Below are 20,339 nucleotides of genomic sequence, written 5' to 3'. Positions count from 1 at the left end.
AGGATTGTTTAGGGATGAGGCAGGAAAAATCGAAAGATAAGGATTTATAATGAAGGCAACAAACCGCGTTATTTTCAACGCGGTTTGTCAGCAGTCTGACCTCTTAAAGAGGTTTGTTATTGTTTAGCCTACCAACAGAAGAATGATGATAGGGACTCTCCACACGGGCGGAGCATTCATTGTAAATAGTTAAAATTAAGCTGCCTTAGGGGGGAATATGTCATCCAGTGAAACAATTGCGCCGTTGGTGTTAAATATCTCGACAAATTTACGGCACAACGCAAGATCTATTCCTCTGCGTCCAGTTTCGTAATGACATATCGCTCCTCTAGTGCATCCTACGAGATCGGCTAATTCTGATTGAGTTAATCCAAGCCGTTCACGGTATAAACGCAATTTATTCATGGAACCTCCTTTTCAAAATCAAAGTATACATATTGTATTCAAAATAGCAACAGGAAGGTACTTATTGTGAGTCCTAAACTTTGTATACGGATTGTATAATTTAGTTATGAATATGAACTGGTTTGATATGGCCAAAGACCACATGAAGGTCACAGGCATTACATATGATAAATTAGCTGAACACCTTGGAGTAACTAGAGGTGCGGTAGGTCATTGGTTAAACGGCAGAAGGGAACCGTCCCTCAAAGAAATCGCAGCAATATTGGATTTTATAGGAATTAATAAAGTTATTTTGAATTCAGATGGCACGATTTCCGATATCCAAACTTTATCGCTAAGCACTATAGATATTGAACCTAAATCACAACTGACAACACAGCAGAAAGAATTGTTAGCTTTATTTGATAACTTGCCATCAGAAGAAGCAGATCGTTTCTTGCGCGAATTAAAAGCAAAGTCTGCACATTTTGATGCAATTTTCGCCGAGATGTTGGCAAAACGTGGCAATAAAGCAAGTTAACATAAGATTTTTTATCTGTAAATCATAGTCTTATGAAATATTATTCTAATTATAGCCCTCTTCGTGAGGGCTTTTTTGTGCCTCTCTGATTCTTTCCTTTCTTTGTGTAATTAACAACCTAAATCACAATGCATATCTTAATTAATCATTTTTATCTTTATAAATCAATTGGTAAACGTCGATCATCAATAAAGTATACAAAATGTACTTACCTTTACGTATACGTTATGTATACTTTAATCATCGAACAGGCAGGACGCCCACGAAGTAGCCGCCAGTGGCACATGAATAACTGGATGATTCGATACTAAAGCAATATCTACAATGAATGCTCCGCCCGTGTGGAGAGTCCCTTCCCAAAGTGATTTTTGGGGCGTGGTTAGCAGAATCTAGGATAGGCACAGAGTCTCGCTGGAAAGTTTGCAGCCCCTTTTTGTGGAGTGCAGATTTTTAAACAGACTCGTAGTTCATTAACTACGCCCCAAAAATTACTAATTAGGGGTAATCAAATGGAACGTATCACTGTTTTATCTAAGACTGGTCGTTTAAGTTCCAAAATGCAGCGCCATCTGGAACGCGGTAATTTAATGACCCGTCATCGGTTAGAAGAAAATATCCGTCAATCTGAAATAAAAACTCTGGAAAATATCATTGATAAAGCGTTCGGCATTGAAACTGAGCCACGCAAGGTATTAACACTCAAGCGCAAACAACAGAATGACAGCGCAAACGCGATAGCTAAATTAATTGTTCAGGTTATAAAAAATGACGAACCACAAGAGTCAGTTCCAAGTTTCAATAATTGTTGCATCAGTGAAGTAGCACTTTATTCAACTAAGCATCAAAATAGTAAATCAACAATCACTGCTAGGGTTTAGTTCGCTATTATCAATTTCCATGATAAAAGCTTTCTAAATGTCAAACACTGCACATAATACGAGTATTTTTGAGAAATTTTTTGATATTCATTCGATACTTTAAAGTTGGTAAAATGTAGCAAATGAACAGAGATATCATCCATTCTTATATAGATGATATTGATACGACAGAGCATCTTGGTCAGTGAGCCTTTACGGGATGTCCCGATTGCCTAAGAAAAATTCTCGGCGCTATTTCGATTTGCTAGGGTTCACCAGTAGCTTGTCGTCAAAGTGGGTTCTTAAAGAGAACTGGTAATTATATAGGAAAATTTCGCGAATGGAATAAGTTGGTTAATTAAAATTTGAGATATCCTCCAATATTGGAGTGTAAATATTATCTTGTTATTTTTCATTAGAAACATTTTGATATCAAAATACCTAACCGAAAAACCGGAACGCGACACTGTTAACGCATTAACCAGCTTTATTACGACAGTTAACGACGCTCCATCTAAACCAGTATCAACCAAAACCAAATCCCGCCGTCGATTGGAGTCGGGCGGGGTTACTGCGAGGGTGTGAAGATGGAAGATAAAAAAGTGTTACAAATAAACATCATTAAAACTAACATTGGGAAGTGTTTTATTACCGACTGCAATGAGACTAGTGGTTATAATTTCGACTATCATACAACACAAGTAGATAAGCTTTTATTTGATGGTCACGAACCTAAACGGTCATTTACGAAAAACTGGTTTGAAATACCGTCATATCCAGAAAAAGTAGAAAGGTTGATTACTGGTGAAAGACAAAATAAGCGCTTTAAATTAAAAGATGAAGAGCTTAAAAGTTCAAAATTACCACTAGAAATTCCATATGGAGATAGTGATGAACTTGATAAATCTATACTAGATTCTCTTTATTCTCTGACTTATGACATAGTTCCAAATTATTTAATGCCAATTAATGTTGAGTTTAATTTGGTATGTGAAGTTGATAACTTTAAAGATGCCCCTGAATTTAACTATCCAGCGGTTAGAAAATACGATTTTTCAGAACAACAATACAGCGTAACAAATCAGAACATAAAGCATTCTCTCATAGATCGCATTATCGTTCCTGCCCCATTACGAGCCAACAGCCCGTGCGAGATATCATCAAAAGAGATGTATGATCTTGTTCGTCAGCACGTTAAGGATAATATAAATCCAGAGCTTGCTAGAATAACTAGTGATTATGATTTCTGTTTTGAGGTTAAAAAGATAATACCCTTACTCGAACCTTATACACACTCTTATCGCGATATTTTTGCCAGAACTAAAAAGCAAAGACAGAAGCTGCATTTCAAAACAGTAAAATCAAAAGAAATATCCATTTACGAAATGACTCACGAACAACAGAACTACAAGGGCTATACAGCCATCAAGGGTTTCTCTGCAAGTAATGAGTGGGAACTAAAAGAAATGATTGATAATTTCTTATCGGAGTTGATGAGCACTATCAATGCACCGATTGAACAGTGTCCTCATTGCAACGGAACGGGCTATCTGCAAAACGAAAAGTAGTAACTAGCTCATTTCCGAGTGGGCTGTGGTGAGTTACTCTGATATATTCATGGATTCGACAATGGGTTCATGAGGGAATATGTGTGGATGAAGTGGTAAGAACAATAGTTTTGCTTTTTGAAACTTATTTTTATCTATTTAGTTTCGCTTGGTGGATTACTATTCCTATAGGGATAATCTTCATACTTTTAGCTTGTTTATTTAAAACAAGATTTAGCAAAATAATATTTTCAATATTAGCTATATTCTTTGCATTTCCACCAACATTTGTATTTTTGTTGATGGTGCTATTTAAATTCATTTATTAAATAACCAATCACCAGCCTCGCAAATGCGGGGCTTTTTATTAGCTGAATATAGGAATCTACATCATGTCATTAAAACTAAAAATGTGGGTTGAAGATGAAACAAATAATGAAGACATTGTATTTAAATATGTTGATAACGGAGAGTGTTCAACATTAGTCGGTGCTGATAAAGAAACTCTGTTGTTAGCTCTCGATAAATGCCAAAGCATCATTAACCAAATTAGAACCACGGCAGAACAGGAATAAATAACAATGCCTAAACACATTCACGCTGATTTAATATCTGAGTACGCTATTTCCTTAACCTCTAAATAATCCAACCCAAAAATAACGCATCGTTTCCATTAACGAGGGCTTCTTACATGCGTAATAACATGTTCGACGGGTGCGCAGTCATCCCCAAAAAACCACAAGCAGTCAGGAACAGGCGCACATGGAAGCGCCGTCTCGCCCTATTCCTTATTTCAATTGTTGTGCTTATTCCAGCTTAACGGAGGTCATTATGTTGCCGTCAATAAATTTCCAATATGTACTAAAAGATGAGCGGGTATCTAACGGGCGAGTCATTATCCGTTATCACGATCTAGGTGACATGCAATTTGATATTCCATTCAAAGAAATTGCCAGTCGTTCAAATCTGGATATTAGCGACATGTTCTCTTATGCCAGAGTCCATTGTGATACAGAACGTATTGCGGAAGAAATGAAGAAAGCAGGTTTTAGTTATCGTGAACTTATGGCTATCGCTCAGCATATGATTGAGGAGGTTGTATGAGATACGACCGTGGCCCTTATGCCAGCCAAGATGAGGCATGGGAACAGCAGGAGGAGAAAGCAGCACATCAGAATGCTATCGATGAATATCTGGATAAGCAGGCTAACGAGCGTTTAGGTAAGTTATCAAGTAAAACTCTGTCAGATGAGGTCAGCGCTTTGTTAAAAATGGCTGGTGATAAGCGGTCTGAACTATTGGATCAGCATAACGACTGGCTGTTTGATTTATGTCGAGCAGCAGAAGAACAAGAGGAAAAACAATCATGGCGTTAAAAATTATCAAAGCAACTCAGCCTATTGAAGTCAAAAACTTAATCACCTGTATTTATGCTCCGCCCGGACTTGGTAAAACATCAATGGCATTTACCGCAGACTCTCCGCTTCTGCTGGACTTTGATAAAGGCGCTCACCGCTCACAGTTTCGTAAAGACACCGTTCAGGTGAGCGGCTGGGGAGAAGTTGAACAAATCGCTGAATCGGACTTGAAACCCTACCAAACGATAGTGGTTGATACCGCAGGACGGGCACTGGACTGTCTCGCAGCAGAACTAATCCGCAAGAACCCCAAATTTAAAGGGTATGGTGGTCAGTTATCTTTGCAGGGATTCGGGGCATTGAAGGCCGGATTTTCAGGCTGGTTAAATCTGCTTAAATCCTTTGGTAAGGACATCATTCTGATTGCTCACATGGAGGAAAAGCAAGTCGGTGAAGACTTGGTGGAAAGATTGGATATTCATAGGTGGTTCTAAAGGTGAAATTTATAAAGTCGCCGACGTGATGGGCCGCATCCGTATTGAAGGAACCGGTAATAATACAAAGAGAATGCTGGATTTTAATCCCAGCGCATCTGGTTTTGGTAAAAACCCCGCTCAATTGCCTGTACAGGAAGTGCCTCATTTCAGTACCAGTCCTGATTACTTTGCGGAGATTATCAAAGCGACTAAGGGCGAGCTAAACAAACAGTCAGAGGAGGCTAGACAGGCTCAAGAAGCATTCGCGCTTATCCGCGCTGACATGGAACTACTGGAAACAGAAAAAGATTTTGCTGATGCGGTAGAGCACTTTAAGGATGCACCAACAGAGCATAAGCGCATTCTTAATGAAATTGCCCTCCATAAAGGATTCGAGTTCAGTAAAGAAAGTGGGAAATATATCAAGGTGGCGGCATGATCAGATTATCAGCGACCAATATCGAGGCTTATCGCAGGTGGTCAGTCAATCCAGATACGGAAGTTAACGAGCTGGTTGATTATCTGCTAAAAAAAACCTCCCCCACTGAGGCGATGGAAGCAGGATCGGCTTTTCATAGTGTGCTTGAAAATGCCACTCAGGGTGAACTAACAACTGTTGAATCAGGACGATTCATGTTTGATTTCACTGAAATGGAGGGTGAGCTGACTTTACCTGATATCAGGGAACGAAAGCTGGAAAAGCCCTCCGTTGTCGAAGGTGAACCTGTGACCTTTGTTGGCGTGGTCGATGCAATGGACAGCACAACAATTTACGATCACAAACTCACTGCTCAGTTAAATCCAGAAAGTTACACAGACTCCATGCAATGGCGATGCTATCTGGATTGGTTCGGCATGAATCGCTTTACTTGCAATCTATTCCATAAGTATCAACCTGCAAGAGAGCCGGTGCTTTATAGGATAAAGGAATTTATGCCTGTCACCTTTTACCGCTATCCCGATATTCACAGCGATGTCATGGAGTCTGCGGCTGGTTTGGTTCAATTCATTAAACAATATGTGCCAGAATTATTGCTCACGGAGACGCAAGCCAATGACCGAGGAACCGAATAAATATTTTGAAGGTAAGCCGTGTAAGTTAGGTCATACATTGAGGTACGTTAGAAATAAATGCTGTGTTGAATGCCATAAAGAATCAGGCAGAAAAAGCAGAAAGAACCCTAAAAATCGTGAACGGGTATCAAGGGGAAGCATTTACCTACCTACCGATTTTCAGCACCGAGTGTTTGTGCTCGGCAATCCAAACAGAACTCTTTAACCCTACACCCTATCACTACGCTGCTGTGCGGCGGGAGGATTATTTATGTCTACTAATTATGATTCAAAGCTAATTGTCGGAACTGAACTGGAAAATGTAAGCATTAGCGATGAAGAGGTTGAAGATTTAATTTGTGAAGGCTATGCGCGGCATGGCTCTTATTTTTCTGGTGAGTTCTATTTTATTGGTAAGGAAATTCACACCGCAACTATCACATCTGAAAATTTCAATGAAGAGTATTTATCACTAAAGGATGAGGTTGCAAAAGAGCTAGGGGTAGATATTGATGATGTCTCTTTGCGAAATGGTGTTCTAATTTGGTAAATGCACAAACATTTAATTGGTATGTAATGCCGTGAAAGCAGCATTAAGGAGGTTGCATGTATACCCCATGGAACCCAAATCCAAAAGCAATCCTCAGAGTTAACGACCCCTACCCCATTCCGACCCACTGCCGATATTGTGGCAGGCACGTGATGATTGAGCATCATCTGAATGTCTTTAAACGCATCCATGACAACCGCTGGCCTTGGTTATACCACTGCTGGACATGTGGTGCGCGTGTCAGTATTCACCCAGAAACCGATATCCCGATGGGGTCACTGGCGGATAAGAAAACTCGTCAGGCTAGAGCCTCGGCGCATCGTTATTTCGATGATGTCGTCAGGAGTCGTAATTTAGAGCGCACGGAAGCGTATCAATGGTTAGCACGTCAACTGGACATCAGCTTCAACACCTGTCACTTCGGCTGGTTTGATACTGATATGTGTAAGAAAGCAGAGCGTATATGTAGGAGGTTTGGGTGAGTAATAATATTGACTACAGTAAATTATCAGATTTTGAAATTAATAAGATGATAACTGAAAGAATGAACATATCTAATTATATGTATTATGATAATGAATCAGACTACGTAATTTGGGTTGTGCCATCCAATCATAGCTACGAAGGATTCACCAGCAAGAAAGGAAGAGAATTCGATCCGTGCAATAATCCACAAGATGCCATGCCAATTATTATCAATAATGGCATTAGCTTAATATTCCAAGATAAGAAATTCGAATTTGCAACTAATGATGGTGAAATAGAATGTACTCTTGATAATCCATATAAGGCAGCAATGGTTATATTTCTTCACATGAAGGATATGGAGAATGAAATACAGCCTCATAGTAGCTGATCCCCCGTGGCAATATAATAACGCCGCCAGTAACGGAGCTGCTAATAACCACTATACCACCACTGATTTTTATTCCCTCACTCGACTCCCCATAGAACAAATAGCTGCTGAAAACGCTGTACTCTGTATGTGGTACACGGGGAATTTTGCACTGGAAGCTATCAGGTTATCTGAAGCATGGGGATTTACAGTTAAGACCATGAAGCTGTTCACATGGGTCAAGCTGAATAAGCTAGCGATGGATCGTATCGATAGGGCTATTCAGGAAGAAAAGCTGTTCGATAGCTGGGATTTCATGGAGTTGCTGAATACTGAAACACGGATGAACGGGGGTAATTATACCCGTAGTAACTCAGAAGATATGTTAATCGCTATCAGGGGTAATGGACTACCCCGACAAAGCGCCAGTGTGAAGCAGGTTATTTATTCGTGCCTGGGTGAACATAGTCAAAAGCCGAGAGAAGCTCACCACAGGTTAGAGCAATTATACGGTGATGTTCCCCGCATTGAATTATTTGCCCGTGAGACAGTTGAAGGCTGGCATTTATGGGGGAATGAGTCACCCCAAAATAATATCGAATTTATTAGTGAGGCTAAATTCATCACCAATGACTAACGAATTCGAGAACGCAAGAAGGAAGGTGGCAAGGGATTGCTTCGGTGAGCAAAAATGAGGATAAAATATGCAAATGTTAACTCTTGATGAGTGGGCAAGCGATAGGTACAGAAGCCGACCGCCTAGTTTAAGCACCCTACAACGTTATGCTAGAAATGGTCATTTCTGCCCACCAGCAAAAAAAGAAGGTGGCATCTGGAGGGTTAGAGAAGATGCCGAGCTGGTTGGTAACTTAGCGACACCGATTATCAATAAGTCAGATAATCCCAAACTACAGAGGATCTTAAGTGATGGCTGCGCGACCTCGGAAAAATAATCTCAATATTCCCAATCTATACCCATTATTTAGCCGTAAAGCTAACAAGGTGTATTGGCGTTATCGTCACCCTATCACAGGAAAGTATCATGCCTTGGGTGACAATGAGCAGGAGGCAAAAGAAATTGCTATCGAGGCTAATAGTAGATTAGCGGAACAACGCAGTCGTCAGGTTATGGCAATCAGTGATCGTGTTGCAAAAATCAAAGGCAAAGAAATTACGGTTAATACTTGGTTGGATAGGTATTGGAAAATTCAGGAGGAACGCTTAGAGACGGGCGATATAAAACTCAATACCTTCAAGCAGAAACGTAAGCCAGTGGACCTAATGAGACAATCTTTAGCGATGAAGCCTCTTCCTGCTGTAGATGCCAGAGATATAGCTGGAATATTAGATGAATATAAAGTCGCCGGTCAGCCTCGCATGGCTCAGGTTGTCCGCTCTGTTTTGATTGATGTATTTAAAGAAGCTCAGCATGCCGGTGAAGTCCCTCCGGGGTATAACCCTGCATTAGCCACTAAGCAACCAAAGAGAAAAGTCTCTCGTCAACGCTTAAATCTTGAAGAATGGCAAAAAATATTTTCAATTGCTGATAATCAGCACAAATACATGGGTAACGCAATGCTGTTAGCTATCGTAACAGGTCAAAGATTAGGTGATATATCTGAAATGAAATTTAGTGATGTTTGGGATGATCACCTTCATGTTTCTCAAGAAAAGACAGGTGTCAGGTTAGCTATCCCACTGGCGTTACGCTGCAACGCACTGAATACCTCTCTTAGGGAGGTGGTAGCACGATGCCGTGATCGTGTTGTTAGTCCCTATTTAATTCACTATTTTCACATCACATCGCAATCTAAGCGCGGAGAAAAAGTGACAGCCAATACACTAACAACAAATTTCAAAAAAGCACGTGACAAAACAGACATTGACAGGGGCGAAGGAACTACAGCCACTTTCCATGAACAGCGTTCATTATCAGAGCGCCTATATCGTGAGCAAGGCATTAATACGAAGAATTTATTAGGACACAAAACGCAACAACAGACCGATAAATATCACGATGACGGAGGTAAGGATTGGATAAAAATTGTGATCTGATGCGTTTAAAATTTACTGGGTTTTGATAACTTGTTTTGATAACTTTTTGATAACCGTTTCTTCCGTAAGAATAAAAAAACGGGAACTATTAAGCCCCCGTTATTTATTTCAATCAATGACTATTACATATGAGAAATAATAGCATCGCCAAATTCACTACATTTCAGCAGTTTAGCGTCTTCCATCAGGCGCTCAAAATCGTAAGTCACGGTCTTGGCAGCAATCGAACCTTCCATACCTTTAACGATTAGATCAGCAGCTTCGAACCATCCCATGTGGCGCAGCATCATTTCAGCGGAGAGGATGACTGAACCTGGGTTTACCTTATCCTGACCGGCATATTTAGGTGCTGTACCGTGTGTTGCTTCAAACAGAGCACACTCATCACCAATGTTTGCACCCGGGGCAATACCAATACCACCCACTTGTGCTGCCAGCGCATCAGAAATGTAATCACCATTCAGGTTCATACAAGCGATAACATCATATTCAGCCGGACGCAGCAGAATTTGTTGCAGGAATGCATCGGCAATTACATCTTTGATGATGATATCTTTGCCGGTTTTAGGATTCTTAATTTTCACCCATGGACCGCCATCCAGCAGTTCACCGCCAAATTCTGTACGCGCTAATTCATAACCCCAGTCTTTAAAGGCACCTTCAGTAAACTTCATGATGTTGCCTTTATGAACCAGAGTCACTGATTCACGGTCGTTATCAATTGCATATTCAATCGCAGAACGTACCAGACGCTTAGTACCTTCTTCCGAGCATGGTTTCACACCGATACCACACTGTTGAGGGAAACGGATTTTAGAAACGCCCATTTCATCCTGCAGGAATTTAATCACTTTATCCGCTTCCGCAGACCCGGCTTTCCACTCAATACCCGCATAAATATCTTCCGCGTTTTCACGGAAAATCACCATATCAGTTAATTCAGGGTGTTTTACAGGGCTTGGAGTCCCTTGATAATAGCGAACCGGACGCAGGCAGACATATAAATCCAGCTGTTGGCGAAGTGCCACATTCAAAGAACGGATTCCACCGCCAACAGGCGTTGTCAGAGGGCCTTTAATAGCAACCCGATATTCACGGATCAAATCAAGTGTTTCTTCCGGCAGCCAGACATCTTTACCGTAAACCTGTGTAGATTTTTCACCCGTATAAATCTCCATCCAGGAAATTTTGCGCTCACCGCTATATGCTTTCTGAACCGCAGCATCAACCACTTTCAGCATGACCGGCGTTACATCAACACCAATGCCATCCCCTTCGATATAAGGGATTACCGGGTTATTCGGAACGTTTAATTTACCTTTGGTATCAATAGTAATTTTTTTACCTTCCGCCGGAACAACTACTTTGCTTTCCATTAACCTCTCCTTTCAAGTAAGCGCAATGCCTTGTTAATTTTTTGTAAGGGACGTGTCAATATTACTTGAATATTCTGCAAACGCCAATGGCGCAGATTTCAGGTATAATATTGCCCTTCACTTTGTGCAATAACTTATCATGACAAATTTCTCTTTTAAAAAACGTAAACTTAATCGATTCAGTCAAAGAAAAAATACCAATGCCACAAAAAGAATAGCGGGCCCGCGTCGGGTGTTGATATTTAATAAGCCTTACGATGTTCTGCCCCAGTTCACTGACGAAATAGGAAGAACAACCTTAAAGAATTTTATTCCTTTTAGTGATGTTTATGCCGCAGGACGGCTAGATAGGGATAGTGAAGGGTTACTGGTTCTGACTAATGATGGAAAGTTGCAAGCCAAATTAACGCAGCCCAACAAAAAAACGGCCAAAATTTATTATGTTCAGGTAGAAGGAATACCGGATGAAGTTGCACTGAGTAAACTCCGCAACGGTATTACCCTGAAAGACGGCCCTACACTTCCCGCCGGAGCAGAATTAGTCGAAGAACCTGTATGGCTTTGGGAGCGAACTCCGCCAATTAGGGAACGAAAAAACATCCCTGTCAGCTGGCTGAAAATCACGCTTTTTGAAGGCCGTAACCGTCAGGTACGCAGAATGACAGCCCATGTTGGTTTTCCAACATTACGTCTTATCCGGTTTAGTATGGGTTCATTACAGCTAGGGGATTTATCCCCCGGAGAATGGAGAGAGATCGATTTTGTTTAGTCCACATATCACCGTTGCTTGCATAGTACATGCCAAAAATCAATTTTTGGTTGTTGAAGAACTTATTGATGGCAAACCTCGCTGGAACCAGCCTGCGGGTCACCTTGAAGCTGATGAAACATTACTGGAGGCGGCTGAACGCGAATTATGGGAAGAGACAGGAATTCGTGCTAAGCCACAGGCATTACTGAAGTTACATCAGTGGGTCGCCCCGGATGGAACTCCCTTCATCCGTTTTCTGTTTCTGGTTGAACTAGAAAAAACGGTGGATACCGATCCTCAGGATAGTGATATCCACTGCTGTCACTGGCTGAGCGCAGAAGAAATTATCAACAGCCCACAACTGCGTTCTCCATTAGTTGCTGAAAGTATCCGTAATTATCTGGAAAATCAGGCTCACCCCTTATCAATACTGGATAGCTATGGTTCCCCTTTCACAAAATAATTTCCCATTAAATGAAACGCAAATCACAAGAGCACAAAGACGTTTGATGCACCTTGCCTGTCAACATGCTAAAGTACCGCGTTTATTTTTTTCCGCAGTGAGATATGCCCATGTCAGATAACAGCCAGAAAAAAGTCATCGTCGGAATGTCCGGTGGTGTTGATTCATCCGTCTCCGCTTACCTGCTACAGCAACAAGGTTATCAGGTAGCTGGCCTGTTCATGAAAAACTGGGAAGAAGATGACGATGAGGAATACTGCTCTGCCGCCGATGATCTTAAGGATGCTCAGGCGGTGTGTGACAAGCTGGGTATTGAACTGTACACCATCAATTTCGCAGCTGAGTATTGGGATAACGTATTTGAACTCTTCCTTGCTGAATATAAAGCAGGCCGCACACCGAATCCGGATATTCTCTGTAACAAAGAAATTAAATTCAAAGCATTTTTAGAATTTGCTGCCGAAGACTTAGGTGCTGATTACATTGCAACCGGCCATTATGTCCGCCGTCGGGATGTGGATGGCGTTAGTCAGTTACTTCGGGGCCTTGATGGTAATAAAGACCAAAGCTATTTCTTATATACCCTGAGTCATGAGCAGGTTGCCAAAAGTTTATTCCCGGTCGGGGAACTTGAAAAACCTGAAGTTCGCCGCATTGCCGAAGAAATTGGGCTGGTTACGGCGAAGAAAAAAGATTCTACAGGTATCTGCTTTATTGGTGAGCGTAAGTTCCGCGATTTTCTGGGCCGCTATCTGCCAGCTCAGCCGGGTCCGATTGTTACCGTTGACGGGCAGACTATCGGGCAACATACCGGCCTGATGTACCACACACTTGGTCAGCGAAAAGGGTTGGGTATCGGAGGAACTAAATCCGGTAATGAAGACCCCTGGTATGTTGTTGATAAAGATGTTGCAAATAACATACTTGTTGTTGCACAGGGTCATGAACATCCCCGCCTGATGTCTGTCGGCTTAATTGCACAACAACTGCATTGGGTTGATCGCCAGTCACTGGAAACAGAAATCCGTTGCGTGGTAAAAACGCGCTACCGTCAGCAGGATATTCCCTGCACAGTCATTCCTTTGAGTGAAGATAAAATTGAGGTTCGTTTTGACAGCCCCGTTGCCGCTGTCACTCCCGGTCAATCAGCTGTGTTTTATCAGGACGAAATTTGTCTCGGCGGTGGTGTGATCGAACAACGTATACAGGAGTAATCGTGGCTAAAAATTATTACGACATTACATTGGCGCTGGCAGGTATCTGCCAGTCAGCTCGTCTGGTACAGCAGCTGGCCCATGAAGGGCAATGTGATGCCGGTGCTTTTGAAGTAACTCTCAACAGTGTTCTGAATATGAATCCGACATCTACTCTGGATGTCTTTGGTAATGAGGCGGGTAACCTGCGTACCGGCCTTGATGCTGTGATGGGAATGCTGAATGGTACAAATAGTGGGCTCTCAGCAGAGCTGACCCGCTATACTTTAAGTCTGATGGCACTGGAGCGACGTCTCAGTAAAAACCCATCAGCAGCAGATGAATTAGCTAAACGCATAAGCCAGCTAGAACGTCAGCAGGCTTATTTTGAACCTATGTCTGAGGGAATGCTCAATTCTCTTGCCGGTATTTATGTCGATGTCATTAGCCCATTAGGGCCTCGCATCCAAGTCACAGGCTCGCCGGATATTCTGCGCAACACATTGGTGCAGGCAAAAGTCCGGGCGGCATTACTGGCGGGTATTCGCAGTACCGTATTATGGCAGCAGGTTGGCGGTAGCCGTCTGCAATTTATGTTTTCCCGACAACGACTAGTCCGACAGGCAAAAGACATTCTTGCGCGTTGTTAATTGAATTAATTGTTAAATAAATCGTTAAATAAAATCCGGGAGTTTCTACCAATGGAATTATCCTCACTGACCGCTGTTTCTCCTATTGATGGCCGTTACGGCGATAAAGTTAGCGCACTGCGCGCTATTTTTAGTGAGTTCGGCTTACTGAAATTCCGCGTGCAGGTTGAAGTACGTTGGCTGCAAAAACTGGCTGCCACAGCAGAAATCACAGAAGTTCCTGCTTTTGATGAAAAGGCAAACGCTTACCTGGATGAAATTATTACAAATTTCAATGAACAGGATGCATTACGCATTAAAGAAATTGAGCGTACAACTAACCATGACGTTAAAGCCGTTGAGTACTTTCTGAAAGAAAAAGTCGCTCATATTCCTGCTTTACATCAGGTTGCTGAGTTTATACATTTTGCCTGCACCTCCGAAGACATCAATAACCTGTCACATGCATTGATGCTTAAAACGGCCCGTGAGGAAGTGCTGCAACCACAATGGCGTCAGTTAATCGATACCATAAAGCGTATGGCTCATGAATACCGTGATCTGCCTTTGCTGTCACGCACCCACGGACAGCCAGCGACTCCTTCGACTGTAGGTAAAGAGTTTGCAAATGTTGCCTACCGCATGGAGCGTCAGTTCCGCCAACTTGGCCAAATTGAAATTTTAGGCAAGATCAATGGTGCAGTTGGTAACTATAACGCCCATTTGTCAGCCTATCCTCATATTAACTGGCATCAGTTCAGCGAATCATTTGTTATTTCTCTGGGTGTTCAGTGGAACCCATACACCACTCAGATTGAACCACATGATTACATTGCAGAGCTGTTTGATTGTATTGCGCGTTTCAATACTATCCTGATTGATTTTGACCGTGATATCTGGGGTTATATCGCTCTTAATCATTTCAAACAGAAAACAGTTGCCGGTGAGATTGGTTCATCAACCATGCCACATAAAGTTAACCCGATTGATTTTGAAAATTCAGAGGGTAATCTGGGTCTGGCAAACGCAGTGTTTGGCCATCTTGCCAGTAAATTGCCTGTTTCCCGCTGGCAGCGTGACCTGACTGACTCAACAGTATTACGTAATCTGGGTGTTGGTCTGGGATATGCATTAATTGCATATCAATCCACAATGAAAGGCCTGAATAAACTGGAAGTCAACGAGAAACATTTATTAAGCGAACTGGATCAGAACTGGGAAGTACTGGCTGAGCCGATTCAGACGGTTATGCGCCGTTATGGTATTGAGAAGCCGTATGAAAAATTAAAAGAGCTTACACGTGGTAAACGTGTTGATGCAGAAGGAATGAAAAACTTCATCGATGGTCTCGAACTACCAGAAGAAGAAAAAACTCGTCTTAAGTCGATGACTCCTGCCAATTATATCGGCTATGCTGAATTACTGGTTGATGAATTAAAATAAAACGATTTTATTTATAAAATGTGGATGGGAATTCCCGTCCACATTTTAAAAAAATGCGTAACCTTATATGAAGTATAAATAAGTCGCAAAGTTATATACTATTTTCGATTTACCTTATTGTTTTTAGCAATCCATTCATTAACATACCAACAATAGACTAAATAGTTACTATACTTGGTTTAATCATAACAACATATCTATAATTTATTTCAGTCCATCCATATAGTTGACTATCTAGCTATTTAAGATTTATTTGATAAATTTTACTGGTTAGCATAAGGAACCATTATGCGAATATTAATAGTTGAAGATAATGCGTTGCTTCGTCATCATTTAAAAGTACAGCTTCGGGATATTGGTCATCAGGTTGATGCTGCTGAAGACTCAAAAGAGGCCGATTATTACCTGAAAGAGAATCACCCTGATGTTGCCATTATTGATTTGGGGTTACCTGGGGAAGATGGTTTAAGCTTAATAAAACGCTGGCGCAGCGATCATATTAATATACCCATTCTCATTCTCACTGCCCGTGAAAGCTGGCAGGAAAAAGTTACCGTATTAAATGCCGGTGCAGATGACTACGTGACTAAGCCGTTCCAATTGGAAGAAATTAATGCACGTATACAGGCATTAATGCGTCGTAATAGTGGGCTGGCATCGCAAGTTGCGGAATTACCACCTTTTTTGATTGATCTTTCACGTAAGGAATTTTCTGTTAATGGTAAGAAGATAAAATTAACTGCCTTCGAATATACGATTATTGAAACTTTGATGCGTAATAATGGCAAAGTTGTCAGTAAGGAATTATTAATGAGGCAGTTATACCCTGACGCTGAATTACGTGAAAGTCATACAATTGATGTATTAATGGGGCGTTTGAGAAAAAAAATATTGAATGAATGGCCTGACGAAGTGATTGTTACAGTCCGTGGTCAGGGTTACCGCTTTGATGTGAAATAACATCATGTTTAATTTTCTGAGAACTCATCTCTTCTCCCTGAGAGCACGATTTCTCATGGCGGCAACTGCCATTATTCTTTCTTTGACTCTGCCCTATGGAGTCGTTGCAATTGTTGGCTATTTAATGCGTCTTGATAATGATACTTATGCCATACTCAGTAACCAAAGTAATTTATTTTATTCACTCGCCAGTTGGAAAGAAAATAAGTTATTTGTTCATCTTCCCAAGAATTTCCACATGGGAAATCGCTCATTAACTCTGATTTATAACGATAAAAGCGATATCCTCTGGCGTCAGAATAATGTACCGGAACTTGAAGAAAAGATTCATCCTAATTGGCTGAAAAAAGACGGCTTATATGAATTAGAAACTTATTATCCCGATATACATCCTCAGCTATATTCTGAGTCACAGAGTCAATATCCGGTTAATAATAAAACTGACACTATTCTCAATGCTGATAAAGTACTACTGATTTATTCTGTAGCCGTCAAAATTTATCCGGCAAAGGATAAACTTCCGGCATTAACCATTGTAGTTATCAATACCATACCCCAAAATATTCAACCGTCAGAAAAAATTTGGGAATGGTTCGGGTATGTATTGATTGCCAATCTGTTTTTAATTATTCCATTAATCTGGCTTGCTGCGGACTGGAGTTTGCGCCCGATTAAATCACTCATCACTCAGATACGTTCCCTGGAAAAAGGTGAACGGCAAGAGTTAGATGAAAATCCACCAGCTGAATTAAAAGGCCTGATTAAGAACCTGAATGCCTTACTGGATAATGAGCGCCAACGTTATAAAAAATATCGAACAACATTATCAGACCTGACGCATAGCCTGAAAACTCCTCTGGCCGTGCTTCAATCTACGCTGCGCTCTCTACGCTCAAATAAGCAAATGACCATTAAGCAGGCTGAACCCGTCATGCTTGAGCAAATTGACAGAATTTCTCAACAAATCGGTTATTATTTACATCGGGCCAATATATACAACGATCATAACCTCATTCTGAAAAAAATATTTTCCGTCCCCATCCTGCTTGATAGCCTGACCAATGCACTGATAAAAGTTTATCAACACAAAGGGATCAATGTTACCTTAGATATTTCGCCTGAATTAACCTGGCTGGGTGAAAAGAATGATTTTCTGGAAGTAATGGGGAATATTCTGGAGAATGCCTGTAAATACTGTCTGGAGTTTGTTCATGTTACTGCCATGATGGGTGAGAATTTCCTCACCATCATTGTTGATGATGACGGCCCCGGTGTTCCCCCTAATAAACGTCATATCGTTTTCGAACGCGGGTTGAGGGCCGATACACTGCGTCCGGGGCAAGGATTGGGATTGTCGATCGCCTCTGAAATTGTAGAACAATATGACGGTAATATCAGCATCGATAATAGCCATCTGGGAGGCGCAAAAGTCAGTGTGACTTTCCGCAACCAGCAAATCACCTAAAATCTGTATCAACAGCTTATCCTCTCTTCTTAATACAAAATGGCTATCACTTAATCGGCAGCAGGGATACTCGCAATAAATACAGAATGGGAGCGGCCTCGAAATATTTCATCCGAATCTGATAACTCTATTGACTATCCGTTATAATGACCTGAAATTTTCTTGTCACTCAGGATATCACCATGAATTATCAGCTGAATCTGGATTGGCAGGCGTTCTTGCAGAATCACTGGCAAAAACGTCCATTGCTAATCAAACAGGGTTTCCAGCAATTTACCGACCCACTTTCTCCCGATGAGCTGGCGGGACTGGCGATGGAAAATGAAATTGACAGTCGTTTAGTCAGCCATAAAAAAGATCGCTGGGAAGTTTCTCATGGGCCATTTGAAAGTTACGATCATTTAGGCGACCAAAACTGGTCATTACTCGTACAAGCCGTTAACCACTGGCATCACCCCTCTTCTGCCCTTATGAAGCCATTCCGTGTGCTTTCAGACTGGAGAATGGATGATTTGATGGTTTCTTTCTCCGTTCCGGGTGGTGGTGTCGGTCCGCATCTTGATCAATATGATGTATTTATCATTCAAGGAGAAGGACGCAGACGCTGGCGTGTAGGGGACAAGATCCCGATGAAACAGCATTGCCCTCATCCTGACTTATTACAGGTTGAGCCTTTCGAAGCCATTATTGATGAAGAGATGCTACCCGGAGACATTCTCTATATTCCACCCGGTTTTCCACATGAAGGATATGCCATTGAACCATCACTGAATTATTCAGTCGGTTTCCGTGCGCCAAATGCCCGTGAACTGTTCAGTGGTTTTGCCGATTATGTTCTGGCAAATGAATTGGGTAGCCATCGTTACAGTGACCCTGATTTGGCATTCCGTGATAATCCTGCACTGATCCAGACAAACGAGCTGGCGACTCTTCGTACCATGATGCAGGATTTACTGGAACAGCCGGAAACGTTCCAAAACTGGTTTGGGGAATTTATCTCTCAGTCACGCCATGAGCTGGATATCGCGCCACCAGAACCGCCATATGAAAGTGATGAGATTTATGATCTGCTCAAACAGGGTGAAAGCCTGAATCGTTTGAATGGACTACGTGTATTGCGTGTGGGTGATAATTGCTTCGTTAATGGCGAATTAATGGATACATCTCATTTGCAGGCAGCTGATGCACTTTGCCAGTATGATACTGTCAATGCTGATATTTTGGGTGATGCCATTGATGATGTTCAGTTTATCAGCCTGCTTACTGCTCTGGTAAACAGTGGTTATTGGTATTTTAATGATTAACCACCGCACAGGTGAATGCGGTAGGTTTTAAACCCTATTCCGGACAACCTGAATGTTTGCCCCAGTCACATAACTGACAACGTAGCTGGGGCAAATCTCTCATTCTGACATCTGATGAAGTAGTGACTGAACATATTGATTAACTATTTGGCTAGCGTTGCCATAATGTTTTTCATCAAACATGCTCTCAACCTGACTGGGTTCCAGATTAAGCTCAACAGTATGGGCACCCGATAATTTCGCTTCATGTACAAACCCCGCTGCAGGATACACATGACCGGAAGTGCCAATGGCAATAAAAATATCCGCCTCAGATAAAGCAGAATAAATTTGTTCCATCCCCAAAGGCATTTCGCCAAACCACACAACGTGAGGGCGCAGTAACGAAGGAAACTGACAACAGTGACAGCGATCATCCACTGTCAGGTGAGATGTCCATTCAATAACCTGCCCGGACTGACAGCAGCGCACCTTCAGTAGTTCGCCATGCATATGGAGAACACGCTTGCTCCCCGCACGCTCATGCAGATTATCAATATTCTGTGTGACCAGCAGGAAATTATCGCCAATTTGTTGTTCAAGTTCGGCTAAAGCATAGTGTGCGGCGTTGGGCTTAATTTCCGCCTGCTGTAGATGCTCTCTTCGCGCATTATAGAATGCCTGAACTAATTCAGGGTCACGTTTGAATCCTTCCGGTGTCGCAATATCTTCAACACGATGTTCTTCCCATAGCCCATCAGAAGAACGAAACGTTCTAATACCTGATTCAGCGGAAATACCCGCTCCGGTCAGTACTACCACATGGGGTTTCTTTATTTTATTTGCCACACGGATATCCCTGTAAAAAATTTGCCGATGAAACCTCTGATTTCGTAGTCGCCTACTCTTACGGAATTTACTGAGCCGATGAATAACACGCATTTATACGTCTCCGCAGAATGATCCTTTTATACACCTCATCTTTCGAGTTGCCTCTTTGTTGGCTGCGTTCTTTCCCCCGACCACACTGTTATCTATGTTCTCAGGGGATTACTCACTCGTCACCACGAGGTAACTTGAAATTCATAGGGTATAGAACCATTTCCTCAGTTTCTGTTCA

The 20,339-nt window shown here is 41.8% G+C and carries 27 protein-coding genes; 23 read left to right on the top strand and 4 right to left on the bottom strand.

Annotated elements, in window-relative coordinates:
* Positions 1-195: 195 nt before the first annotated feature.
* Positions 196-405, bottom strand: a complete 210-nt coding sequence (locus tag AACS90_RS12835; RefSeq protein WP_099123028.1) for a helix-turn-helix transcriptional regulator — start codon at positions 403-405, stop codon at positions 196-198.
* A 112-nt stretch (positions 406-517) separates the two neighbouring features.
* Here AACS90_RS12835 and AACS90_RS12830 point away from each other — a divergent pair, with 112 nt between their 5' ends.
* The 3 genes from AACS90_RS12830 (at position 518) to AACS90_RS12820 (ending at position 3,350) form a co-directional block, all read left to right on the top strand.
* Positions 518-925: a helix-turn-helix domain-containing protein gene (locus AACS90_RS12830; RefSeq protein ID WP_241538296.1), complete on the top strand. Its 408-nt coding sequence runs from the start codon at positions 518-520 to the stop codon at positions 923-925.
* A gap of 509 nt (positions 926-1,434) precedes the next feature.
* A complete protein-coding gene (locus tag AACS90_RS12825; protein ID WP_099123026.1) occupies positions 1,435-1,803 on the top strand; it encodes a transcriptional antitermination N peptide in 369 nt (122 codons plus the stop codon).
* A gap of 566 nt (positions 1,804-2,369) precedes the next feature.
* Positions 2,370-3,350, top strand: a complete 981-nt coding sequence (locus AACS90_RS12820; protein ID WP_099123025.1) for a hypothetical protein — start codon at positions 2,370-2,372, stop codon at positions 3,348-3,350.
* Positions 3,351-3,480: 130 nt separating this feature from the next.
* Here the strand turns inward: AACS90_RS12820 and AACS90_RS12815 are convergent, their stop codons facing one another.
* Positions 3,481-3,651, bottom strand: a complete 171-nt coding sequence (locus AACS90_RS12815; protein WP_193757260.1) for a hypothetical protein — start codon at positions 3,649-3,651, stop codon at positions 3,481-3,483.
* 70 nt (positions 3,652-3,721) lie between these two features.
* Between AACS90_RS12815 and AACS90_RS12810 the strand changes: the two genes are divergently transcribed.
* From AACS90_RS12810 to AACS90_RS12755, 12 genes are all read left to right on the top strand, one after another.
* Complete coding sequence (locus AACS90_RS12810; RefSeq protein ID WP_099123024.1) at positions 3,722-3,904, top strand: hypothetical protein; 183 nt, start codon at positions 3,722-3,724, stop codon at positions 3,902-3,904.
* 187 nt (positions 3,905-4,091) lie between these two features.
* A complete protein-coding gene (locus AACS90_RS12805; RefSeq protein WP_099123023.1) occupies positions 4,092-4,433 on the top strand; it encodes a hypothetical protein in 342 nt (113 codons plus the stop codon).
* A complete protein-coding gene (locus AACS90_RS12800; RefSeq protein ID WP_099123022.1) occupies positions 4,430-4,705 on the top strand; it encodes a hypothetical protein in 276 nt (91 codons plus the stop codon). The genes AACS90_RS12805 and AACS90_RS12800 overlap by 4 nt, the downstream gene beginning before the upstream one ends.
* Entirely contained in the window at positions 4,696-5,181 is a 486-nt protein-coding gene (locus AACS90_RS12795; protein WP_241538295.1) for an ATP-binding protein, read from the top strand. The genes AACS90_RS12800 and AACS90_RS12795 overlap by 10 nt, the downstream gene beginning before the upstream one ends.
* Entirely contained in the window at positions 5,138-5,602 is a 465-nt protein-coding gene (locus tag AACS90_RS12790; RefSeq protein WP_241538294.1) for a hypothetical protein, read from the top strand. Before AACS90_RS12795 ends, AACS90_RS12790 begins: the two co-directional genes overlap by 44 nt.
* Positions 5,599-6,237, top strand: a complete 639-nt coding sequence (locus tag AACS90_RS12785; protein ID WP_193757259.1) for a hypothetical protein — start codon at positions 5,599-5,601, stop codon at positions 6,235-6,237. Before AACS90_RS12790 ends, AACS90_RS12785 begins: the two co-directional genes overlap by 4 nt.
* A 250-nt stretch (positions 6,238-6,487) precedes the next feature.
* The gene (locus tag AACS90_RS12780) at positions 6,488-6,766 is read left to right on the top strand and encodes a hypothetical protein (RefSeq protein ID WP_099123020.1); all 279 of its coding nucleotides are present in this window, start codon (positions 6,488-6,490) and stop codon (positions 6,764-6,766) included.
* 56 nt (positions 6,767-6,822) lie between these two features.
* On the top strand, positions 6,823-7,248 hold the full coding sequence (locus tag AACS90_RS12775) for a zinc-finger-containing protein (RefSeq protein WP_099123019.1): 426 nt from the start codon (positions 6,823-6,825) through the stop codon (positions 7,246-7,248).
* Positions 7,245-7,622 carry a phage protein NinX family protein gene (locus AACS90_RS12770; protein ID WP_099123018.1) on the top strand — a complete coding sequence of 126 codons (378 nt, stop codon included), beginning with the start codon at positions 7,245-7,247 and terminating at the stop codon, positions 7,620-7,622. Before AACS90_RS12775 ends, AACS90_RS12770 begins: the two co-directional genes overlap by 4 nt.
* Positions 7,597-8,238: an MT-A70 family methyltransferase gene (locus AACS90_RS12765; protein WP_099123017.1), complete on the top strand. Its 642-nt coding sequence runs from the start codon at positions 7,597-7,599 to the stop codon at positions 8,236-8,238. The genes AACS90_RS12770 and AACS90_RS12765 overlap by 26 nt, the downstream gene beginning before the upstream one ends.
* Before the next feature lie 67 nt (positions 8,239-8,305).
* The gene (locus tag AACS90_RS12760; RefSeq protein ID WP_099123016.1) at positions 8,306-8,554 is read left to right on the top strand and encodes an excisionase; all 249 of its coding nucleotides are present in this window, start codon (positions 8,306-8,308) and stop codon (positions 8,552-8,554) included.
* On the top strand, positions 8,529-9,656 hold the full coding sequence (locus tag AACS90_RS12755; RefSeq protein ID WP_099123015.1) for a site-specific integrase: 1,128 nt from the start codon (positions 8,529-8,531) through the stop codon (positions 9,654-9,656). The genes AACS90_RS12760 and AACS90_RS12755 overlap by 26 nt, the downstream gene beginning before the upstream one ends.
* Positions 9,657-9,778: 122 nt before the next feature.
* Here the strand turns inward: AACS90_RS12755 and icd are convergent, their stop codons facing one another.
* Positions 9,779-11,032: an NADP-dependent isocitrate dehydrogenase gene (icd, locus tag AACS90_RS12750; protein WP_099110930.1), complete on the bottom strand. Its 1,254-nt coding sequence runs from the start codon at positions 11,030-11,032 to the stop codon at positions 9,779-9,781.
* Between the two features lie 139 nt (positions 11,033-11,171).
* Here icd and rluE point away from each other — a divergent pair, with 139 nt between their 5' ends.
* The 8 genes from rluE (at position 11,172) to AACS90_RS12710 (ending at position 19,240) form a co-directional block, all read left to right on the top strand.
* Positions 11,172-11,801 carry a 23S rRNA pseudouridine(2457) synthase RluE gene (rluE, locus tag AACS90_RS12745; protein WP_099123014.1) on the top strand — a complete coding sequence of 210 codons (630 nt, stop codon included), beginning with the start codon at positions 11,172-11,174 and terminating at the stop codon, positions 11,799-11,801.
* On the top strand, positions 11,794-12,246 hold the full coding sequence (locus AACS90_RS12740; protein ID WP_099110932.1) for an NUDIX hydrolase: 453 nt from the start codon (positions 11,794-11,796) through the stop codon (positions 12,244-12,246). Before rluE ends, AACS90_RS12740 begins: the two co-directional genes overlap by 8 nt.
* A 110-nt stretch (positions 12,247-12,356) precedes the next feature.
* Entirely contained in the window at positions 12,357-13,460 is a 1,104-nt protein-coding gene (mnmA, locus tag AACS90_RS12735; protein ID WP_099123013.1) for a tRNA 2-thiouridine(34) synthase MnmA, read from the top strand.
* A 2-nt stretch (positions 13,461-13,462) separates the two neighbouring features.
* The gene (hflD, locus tag AACS90_RS12730) at positions 13,463-14,089 is read left to right on the top strand and encodes a high frequency lysogenization protein HflD (RefSeq protein ID WP_099123012.1); all 627 of its coding nucleotides are present in this window, start codon (positions 13,463-13,465) and stop codon (positions 14,087-14,089) included.
* Positions 14,090-14,140: 51 nt separating this feature from the next.
* Entirely contained in the window at positions 14,141-15,511 is a 1,371-nt protein-coding gene (gene purB, locus AACS90_RS12725; RefSeq protein ID WP_099123011.1) for an adenylosuccinate lyase, read from the top strand.
* A gap of 288 nt (positions 15,512-15,799) precedes the next feature.
* The gene (gene phoP, locus AACS90_RS12720; protein WP_099110936.1) at positions 15,800-16,471 is read left to right on the top strand and encodes a two-component system response regulator PhoP; all 672 of its coding nucleotides are present in this window, start codon (positions 15,800-15,802) and stop codon (positions 16,469-16,471) included.
* 4 nt (positions 16,472-16,475) lie between these two features.
* The gene (gene phoQ / locus AACS90_RS12715) at positions 16,476-17,936 is read left to right on the top strand and encodes a two-component system sensor histidine kinase PhoQ (RefSeq protein WP_099123010.1); all 1,461 of its coding nucleotides are present in this window, start codon (positions 16,476-16,478) and stop codon (positions 17,934-17,936) included.
* A 182-nt stretch (positions 17,937-18,118) separates the two neighbouring features.
* On the top strand, positions 18,119-19,240 hold the full coding sequence (locus AACS90_RS12710; protein WP_099123009.1) for a ribosomal protein uL16 3-hydroxylase: 1,122 nt from the start codon (positions 18,119-18,121) through the stop codon (positions 19,238-19,240).
* Between the two features lie 99 nt (positions 19,241-19,339).
* On the opposite strand, the gene cobB is transcribed toward AACS90_RS12710, so the two are convergent.
* Positions 19,340-20,161 carry a Sir2 family NAD+-dependent deacetylase gene (cobB, locus tag AACS90_RS12705; protein ID WP_099123008.1) on the bottom strand — a complete coding sequence of 274 codons (822 nt, stop codon included), beginning with the start codon at positions 20,159-20,161 and terminating at the stop codon, positions 19,340-19,342.
* Positions 20,162-20,339 lie beyond the last annotated feature (178 nt).

Source organism: Xenorhabdus sp. KK7.4, from assembly GCF_963876465.1.
GTDB classification, from domain to species: domain Bacteria; phylum Pseudomonadota; class Gammaproteobacteria; order Enterobacterales; family Enterobacteriaceae; genus Xenorhabdus; species Xenorhabdus stockiae.
The sequence above is the reverse complement of the archived record's forward strand: the minus strand, read 5'-3'. Positions and strand labels throughout refer to the sequence as shown.